The sequence below is a fragment of the Magnetococcales bacterium genome (genome assembly GCA_015232395.1).
Lineage (GTDB): Bacteria > Pseudomonadota > Magnetococcia > Magnetococcales > JADFZT01 > JADFZT01.
In genome coordinates, this window is the sequence record JADFZT010000130.1 from 1 (window position 1) to 6,866 (window position 6,866).

Sequence of the window (6,866 nt, forward strand, 5' to 3'; positions counted from 1 at the left end):
GTCCAAAAAAACAAGCCATCAGACAAATGAATTTCCAATTAGGATGGCTAATCTCCAACTTTGTTTTTCCGAAACATTTATTTCCCAGGGAAGGGTTTTGTATTCGCCACACACCCGGCCAGGAACCGAAGCATGGAAACCCATGCCAGATTTCGGGCACAAAAAATCCGCATAGTCTGACGGGTGCGGTTTCCGCCTGTAAGGGGTTTTCGGCCCCGTTCCCTCAAACTACCCATGGCCTGGGCATGCCGTCAATCACAAATACCGTTTCCTGGCCATAAAACGTACACTGTCGCCATTTTAACGTTTTTCCGAGACCACCCCACCCTGGAACCAAAAATGGTCCCCAGGAGCCGTTCAGGTGGTGCGTCAATTGAAGCAGCATCCCCTTTGGTGTGCTCACGCCACCCTCGACAAGACACCCGCACTGTTGGCCGGTGCGTCACCCACCAGAGGGGTAATGTTCATTCCCACCACATCAGCCAGGATGACAGCCCGCCCCTTGGCAATCTGGAACACCTCCCGATAGGGCAAACCCGACGCCATCCCTTCCCGCAGTGCTCGGACAACAACCCGCTCTCCCATCTCCAAGGCGTTCAGCTGGGGCTGGTCCAGTTGGTCCCGGAAATCCTTTGGGCGGGATCTGCCGGGCTCCTTGGGAAACAGCACCTGATTGAGCATTTTGGTGATGACCATGAAATACCGGAAAGCGTTTTCACTCCCCTGCTGCCGGGCATATTCAACAAACTCCTTGATGGCATCCGTCTCCTCCCGTCGGGCGATCTTGCCGTTGGTCCGAGCCGCTTGCCACTCCACCTGGGCTCGGCGTTCAGCTTGACGGGCCAACCGCAAAATTTCCCGCCTGTAGCGACCGAAGGTTTTGGTCAGTCCTTTTTTCAACACCACAACCCGTGGGCTGTTCCGGCTCAAGGTCAACAGGAAAATGGCCTGATCTTCGTTGAGGAGTGTGAATGTCTCTTTCTGTCCAGATGTCGAAGGTGCCTTTTTAAAAAGCACCTTCCCGAACTCCTCAAACCCTTCTTGGTACTTTCGAATCAAGGCGAGAGTATATTTGTGCAGGCTGCCAAGACCCTGGGCAATGATCCGGGAATCCACGAGCGGTTCCCCGTTAACTTCCACAAGCTGGATTTCCGTTTTCGACTCTGGAATGGTCTTCATGCGATTTGCCTTTCTGTTTGAATGGGACGTACAGCCCCGGGACCGCTCTGATTACCTCTCCACCACCCGGCCCACGCTCCCGTCAGGCTCGATAACTTTCAGTGGGGGCCTGATACGCTCCATCTGGACCACTTGGCCGCTGGCGTTGGTACGGGTGCGATATTTGGGAATGTCTGGAAAATGCTCGTCGAATGATTTGTTCAGGGTATCCCGGAGTTCACGGTTACCCCTCAGTTCTTCCTGAAAGAAGGCCATCCAGGCATGGAAGAGGGGGCAATCCTCATCGTAGAAATCGACGAGAACATCATCCTTCCGAACCTCAAGCTTGTGGACCGTAATTAGCTTTTGGAAGGTCGCCTGTTCCGCTGAATATTCCCTCCGGATTTTTTGAATTGTGGTGTGGTGACAGTTGAGCAACGCCGCCATGTCGTGGTCGGTGGCCTGCTGGGAAAAAACTGGAATCACCCCCCGGAATAGCATCCGGCCCATGTCAACAAGCTGTTGATCCAGACTTTTCTCGTCTTCCCATGCGGCCTCTTCCTGCTGGTTCAGATTTGCGATGCAGTGAGCGTGAAAAGGGCTGTTCTCAGTCTCCAGACGCTTCCTTTGTCGCCGGGCCTTACGGGCATCCTCGTGACAAAGTTTCTGTGCGGCCATGATGGCCCTGACGGCGCGTTTCGCTCGGACGATCAGGGCGGTTGCCTGTTTGTGGCTTGGGGGTCGTGAGCTTTTCATGTTCAGCGTCCTTTGCGGGCATCTGGTCAGTGGTTGCATTTTGGTTGCCACCGGCAACCAGTGTGGGGATGTCAATCAAGTTTTCCTTTTACAGACAATGCGTTGTTGGTGTTTCTGGGATAATTCAAAATAACTTTTTCCTGGCAACCAGAACGGCAACCGCGCCCCTCATTCGGTCACCATCAGGCTCTGAATCACCATATGAGGTGCTGTACGTTCCAACCGGTCGAGAACTTCCCCAAGGGCTGTTTCGATTTCGCCAGAATTCGGATTTGCCCCCGATGACAGCCCCCCATATCTCCGCAAAACATCGATGTCCCGCTCCAACAGTTCGAAGGAAATCACCCGAAGGACGCCTCTTTTGCGCCGCTCCCGAAGCCGCCGCATTCGTTCAGCTGATTTATTTTTTGCTGGTTGTGACGTGTCACGCTTCATGATGCCGATCCTATCTATCAGGGACTCTCTATCGCTTCCGCACCATCAACCCACCGCTCCCGGGCCAAGAGGCAGAAGGATTCCAGGGACAGGTTGGCCGTCAGCTCCAATGATCGCGGCTGGTTTTCGCAGTCTGGGATCAGGTCGGCCAGTGCCATGACAAATCGCCAGGGCTGCCGGTCAAGACGATATGCCAAACAGGGCACCAACCCCGCTGTCTTGGCCTGCTCGCAGGTTTGCACCCACCAAGCTTTCAGGAGGGGTTTGGCGGCCCGCTTCGTTTCCAATGCCAATGCCAGCCCGGAAAGGTCATGACCACCATCGCGGGACTGTTGAAGGTTACGCGTCACATTCAACCCCAAGTGGTCCCGCAGCAACGCGGCCAGTTCTCGTTCACCTGTTGCGCCTTTGCGCCTCGATTTCATGCCCATCGCTTGGTCTCCCATATTTCTGCCCGTTTCCGGGGTGGATCGCACCGCATGCAGCGCCACGGCCCGGAAATAGCCCGCCAGACAACCCCGGCCTTGCAGTCGCATTTAAATTCTGATCCAAGTGAGTTTTTCATTGTGTTCCGCTCCCCTGAAGGTGACGTTCCGCCGCAGCACCGGCCAGCCACATCCCCGGTTTGACCCAGACCAGACGCCTCCCACCAGGCATGTGAAACTCCAGGCGGTCAGTATCGGCATAAGCCAGGTCGGCCCCATCCACCAGCAGAAGGGGTAAGGCGGGCATGTCGTCGAAGTCTTGGGCTGACTCTGGATCCAGGCCAGAAAAGAGGTTTTCCCTGTCCCACCCCAGCGCCTCCAGCCGGGGGCCGTGCTTTATGAAAAATATATCGGTTGCCGCCAGGATCTGCTGGTGATGCTCGGGGTGGATTGCCGGTAGCGGGTCTGGCCCAGCGGACAATACCTGTACAAGGCGGGACTTGTTTTTCCGGATCCGATCCATAAGTTCCTGGGACACCAATCCGGCTCGACCGCGTAGTTGGATTTTTCCGCCGGTCAAGACCAGGGTGGCCTGGTGCTTTTTCACTGCCTCCAAGATTTCAAAAGCCACATTCACTAGGTACCTCCTGATGGGCTGCTAAAGGCCCCCTTGGGGAGTGGCGCGCCAAAAGCGCCTATCCCCCCTTTAGGGGGGCCATTTTGGCGCACCAAAAAGTTATTATTTTTCAATTAGTTAATGTGCGCCGTATTATTTTGGCGCACTAAATTTTCGGCGCACATAAAGTCATTGTTTTTATTGGGTTTTTGGTGCGCCGTATTATTTTGGCGCACCATGGCGCACTGGCGCGGCGCACCAAACGGCGCACCAAATTCCATGTTGGCACACATCAAAATTCCTCCAGGATGACGTCGTCCTCGGGTGGGGATTTCGCCTGACTGACCCCCAATATTGTGTGGGTGTTTTTGATCGGATTGGCTGGTGGCCGGAGTTCGAGAATCCCCCGTTCCAGACCATCTGCAATGATCGACCGCACCCGCCGCCTGGAAATTCTCAGCTCTCCAGCTCGACCGCTGAAGCGCTCCTCAAACGCTCTCCGGCTATATTCCATCCCACCGGCAGATCGCTCCCGAACCAGTGCAACTACCCGGGCCAGGATTTCAGCATTTTCGGCGTGATCACCAGGGGTCAGATCAACTATGGATAGAACGCCATGGTTGCCCCGTTTCAACCAAGTGTCTGGAATCGGGGGGCCGTAATTGTTTTTCGTGATGGAGAGCTGGATGTAGCGCTTCCGGTCGTTAGGTTTGATGCCCAGCCGTCCCGCGTCTTTTTCGGTCATTGGGGAAAGGTTCCCCTGCCATCGAACACCATCGGTCAGCGCAGACGATCCCCTGGCCGATGCCTGGCTGACCGGTGCCCCCGTGGCCATCGATGCCTTGCTGGTGTGATGCACAGCAAAGACAGTGGCGTGGGTCTCCCTGGCAGTATGCTCCAGAGCCTCCACGAACCTGGTAGCGTCTTCGGATGCGTTTTCTTCGCCACCACGAAACCGGGCGACGGGATCGATGACGATCAACTTGAGGTCGGGAATCGATTTCGCTGTTGTCAGGAGCCGGTCCACATAACCGGTTCGGGTCGTCTCGTTGCCCACTTTTTGGGTGATCAGGTTGCTCATACCAGCCACGGATCGGACGAACAGCCGTTCATGGATCAGTTGATGGCGGTGATTGGTATCTGGCACGCCATCAAGCATCTGGCTGGCAACACGGTGGAACCGCCGATGAAGCTCTTCATCGTCGTCCTCGGCGGCCAACACCAATACAGAACCGGGTTCGGTCACAATCAAGTCGTCGAACAACGGCAGGCCAGTTGCGATGCTCAGGGCCAAGTGAACGGTGAAAAAGCTTTTTCCCGAGCCTCCAGGTGCCACCAACAAGGCCACCTTTCCAAGCGGGAGAACACCGTCAAGCAACCATCGACGGGCCGGTGGTGGGGTGTGAATCCAGTCACCGATCCGGGCTGACTCCAGAGGGAACAGTCCCTCTGGTTGATCCGGTTTGACTGTCTCTGCTGTCGCCATCCGATCCCGGATTGATTGACCGGATGGGTCGTGTATCAGCAGGTCATTGAAATCGGCCTTGGAAGGCGCTCCGCGCTGATCGATGGGGTAGACGATCCGAACGTCTCGGCCTTCCTTCACAAACCGTTGTGCGGCCTCCTGTGCGGCTTGTTGGCCCGCTTGACTTGTGTCGCTGTCAGCGAAAATCAAAAGGTCTTTGATGGCAGCTGGAATCTGGACTGACTTTAAGCCTGATGTTGACAGCGTGGCCCACGTGGGAATGCCGGTGGCCTGCTGAACTGCCAAACCGGTCTCGATGCCTTCGGTCAGGGCCAACCGACTGTCAACTGGCTCACCAAGGCGAACAGCACCACCGCGAACCAAGCCAAGCATCATTTTTCGGCGGCGTTCTCCTGGTGGAGGATCGTTCAGCCAGATCCGGTGAATTCCAAGAAACTGCCCATCGACACCCTGGACCCCTGCCACCATGAGGTGGTTGTTGGCGTGGTGGCGGATCGCCTTCGGCACCGGAACGGTGATGGCTCTGGATTGCAAGTAGGCGGCTACCGGACCGGAATCTGGGACAGAAGATTTCCAAAGTTCCTGGGCGCGAGTCCTGTTGTCCTGGACGGCGTTTCCCTCGGTGTTGTGCCCCCTGTGAGCGCCATTCAGGCCAAGCTCGGCACGAGCCGTGTCTTCACCAGCTATGTGACTCAAAAAATCGAAGAGATCACCACCACTCCCTGATCGTTGATCCCGCCATCTGATTTTTCCGTCAGCACCTTTAAAAAGACCGAAGGCCGGGTTGGCCTTCTCGTTCTGGCCGGTCAGAGGATTGGTTGTCGGTCGCTTCTGGAGAGTGCCGCCGCCGTGGCGCTGATAGATCGCCAATTGGCCAGATTCGCCCAGGCGGTTGTAGGCTTCACCGAAAGATGGGGTGGCCATGGCTTACACCCCCAGTTCATCGACCAGACATTGAACAGCTTGGTCGTATTCTTCAGGAGTGGCATCAGGATGACCGGCAATCCAAGCCTGTTTTCGGGCCTCGAATTCCTGCCAATCGGTCAGGGGGGCGGTTCCCTCCGTGCGCCGATAAAGGCCAGTCGCAGACTCAGGAGAGCAACGGCCATCACGTACCAGGGATCTGAGGATTTTGACCAAGACATGCTCAGCCGTACCTGGCCGCTCCCAAGCCTCGGTGGTGACGCTCATGCCCCACCTCCTGCTGGTCGCCAGCGCCGACGCTCGATCAGGTTGCGGACCAGTCGTCCAGGCTGGCGTTTACGTTTGAAAATCGGTTGATTATCTTCGGGGATTGGGGGAATATTGGGGCCGTCAAGCTCGCCAGCAAGATGCACCACCATGCCCCGGTTCCCGCCGGGGGTTTTGTTTTCCATGACCGCCCCCCTCATTTCTCGACCGTAGCGCAGAGTTTGTTGATTTCGGATTCGGGCCAACAGTTGATGCCACGGATTTTTTTAGGCGGGGGGAGAAGTCCGTACTTTTTCCAATAACGCCATAGGGATGAAGCTGAAATATTGCCCAGCCGCTTCCTTGCTTCGGTTGCTCGAACGAGCCGGTCTGAATCGTGAGGTTTTGCCATGATCTGCTCCTGAGTGATGGGCGTTGAACATGGCTAATACCATTTCCACGGCATCCCGGGATGCCGTCAAGGGTGCATTTGATCTTTTTTGTTACCATATGAAAGGTAAAGGTTTTTTTGTTCTCTTGGATGGTTTTCGCACGGGGGGTGCCGTTTGGGGGTGCCGTTCTTTGAGGGGGGCGGGGCCGTTCATAGTTCGGGGCGATTTAAAATTTTAGAGAGCACTTGTCGAGTAATGCCCTCCTTATCAGCAGTGCGTTGAAGTGCTCCGCGCTTTTTTATCTTTTTTTCATCTCTATACCACCCTTCAAGACGCTCTTTCCTATTTCTTGAAGGTAACTGCTCGCCCCCCCAAAAAAAATGAGGTGGCAGCACGATATTTCTTGACACGATTTTTCCATGCCAGAA

Annotated in this window: 10 protein-coding genes; all 10 read right to left on the reverse strand. The window is 55.7% G+C overall.

Annotation, left to right across the window (positions count from 1 at the left end):
* Positions 1-399: 399 nt before the first annotated feature.
* The 10 genes from HQL52_19465 to HQL52_19510 all read right to left on the reverse strand — a co-directional run bounded on the left by HQL52_19465 (position 400) and on the right by HQL52_19510 (position 6,848).
* On the reverse strand, positions 400-1,179 hold the full coding sequence (locus HQL52_19465; protein ID MBF0371621.1) for a Rha family transcriptional regulator: 780 nt from the start codon (positions 1,177-1,179) through the stop codon (positions 400-402).
* Between the two features lie 51 nt (positions 1,180-1,230).
* On the reverse strand, positions 1,231-1,914 hold the full coding sequence (locus HQL52_19470; protein MBF0371622.1) for a hypothetical protein: 684 nt from the start codon (positions 1,912-1,914) through the stop codon (positions 1,231-1,233).
* A gap of 168 nt (positions 1,915-2,082) precedes the next feature.
* The gene (locus HQL52_19475; GenBank protein ID MBF0371623.1) at positions 2,083-2,349 is read right to left on the reverse strand and encodes a hypothetical protein; all 267 of its coding nucleotides are present in this window, start codon (positions 2,347-2,349) and stop codon (positions 2,083-2,085) included.
* A gap of 17 nt (positions 2,350-2,366) precedes the next feature.
* Positions 2,367-2,885 (reverse strand): hypothetical protein, encoded by a 519-nt coding sequence (locus tag HQL52_19480; protein ID MBF0371624.1) that lies wholly within the window; start codon positions 2,883-2,885, stop codon positions 2,367-2,369.
* Between the two features lie 25 nt (positions 2,886-2,910).
* Complete coding sequence (locus tag HQL52_19485; GenBank protein MBF0371625.1) at positions 2,911-3,405, reverse strand: hypothetical protein; 495 nt, start codon at positions 3,403-3,405, stop codon at positions 2,911-2,913.
* A 119-nt stretch (positions 3,406-3,524) separates the two neighbouring features.
* Complete coding sequence (locus HQL52_19490) at positions 3,525-3,683, reverse strand: hypothetical protein (protein ID MBF0371626.1); 159 nt, start codon at positions 3,681-3,683, stop codon at positions 3,525-3,527.
* Positions 3,683-5,800: an AAA family ATPase gene (locus HQL52_19495; protein ID MBF0371627.1), complete on the reverse strand. Its 2,118-nt coding sequence runs from the start codon at positions 5,798-5,800 to the stop codon at positions 3,683-3,685. The genes HQL52_19490 and HQL52_19495 overlap by 1 nt, the downstream gene beginning before the upstream one ends.
* Positions 5,801-5,803: 3 nt before the next feature.
* Positions 5,804-6,067 (reverse strand): hypothetical protein, encoded by a 264-nt coding sequence (locus HQL52_19500; GenBank protein ID MBF0371628.1) that lies wholly within the window; start codon positions 6,065-6,067, stop codon positions 5,804-5,806.
* The gene (locus HQL52_19505; GenBank protein MBF0371629.1) at positions 6,064-6,252 is read right to left on the reverse strand and encodes a hypothetical protein; all 189 of its coding nucleotides are present in this window, start codon (positions 6,250-6,252) and stop codon (positions 6,064-6,066) included. Before HQL52_19505 ends, HQL52_19500 begins: the two co-directional genes overlap by 4 nt.
* A 395-nt stretch (positions 6,253-6,647) precedes the next feature.
* Complete coding sequence (locus HQL52_19510; protein MBF0371630.1) at positions 6,648-6,848, reverse strand: hypothetical protein; 201 nt, start codon at positions 6,846-6,848, stop codon at positions 6,648-6,650.
* Positions 6,849-6,866: the final 18 nt, after the last annotated feature.

Bases quoted from the DNA above. Each gene is read 5' to 3' on its own strand.
- HQL52_19465 (MBF0371621.1), bottom strand. From the start codon at position 1,179: ATGAAGACCATTCCAGAGTCGAAAACGGAAATCCAGCTTGTGGAAGTT.
- HQL52_19470 (MBF0371622.1), bottom strand. From the start codon at position 1,914: ATGAAAAGCTCACGACCCCCAAGCCACAAACAGGCAACCGCCCTGATC.
- HQL52_19475 (MBF0371623.1), bottom strand. From the start codon at position 2,349: ATGAAGCGTGACACGTCACAACCAGCAAAAAATAAATCAGCTGAACGA.
- HQL52_19480 (MBF0371624.1), bottom strand. From the start codon at position 2,885: ATGCGACTGCAAGGCCGGGGTTGTCTGGCGGGCTATTTCCGGGCCGTG.
- HQL52_19490 (MBF0371626.1), bottom strand. From the start codon at position 3,683: ATGTGTGCCAACATGGAATTTGGTGCGCCGTTTGGTGCGCCGCGCCAG.
- HQL52_19495 (MBF0371627.1), bottom strand. From the start codon at position 5,800: ATGGCCACCCCATCTTTCGGTGAAGCCTACAACCGCCTGGGCGAATCT.
- HQL52_19500 (MBF0371628.1), bottom strand. From the start codon at position 6,067: ATGAGCGTCACCACCGAGGCTTGGGAGCGGCCAGGTACGGCTGAGCAT.
- HQL52_19505 (MBF0371629.1), bottom strand. From the start codon at position 6,252: ATGGAAAACAAAACCCCCGGCGGGAACCGGGGCATGGTGGTGCATCTT.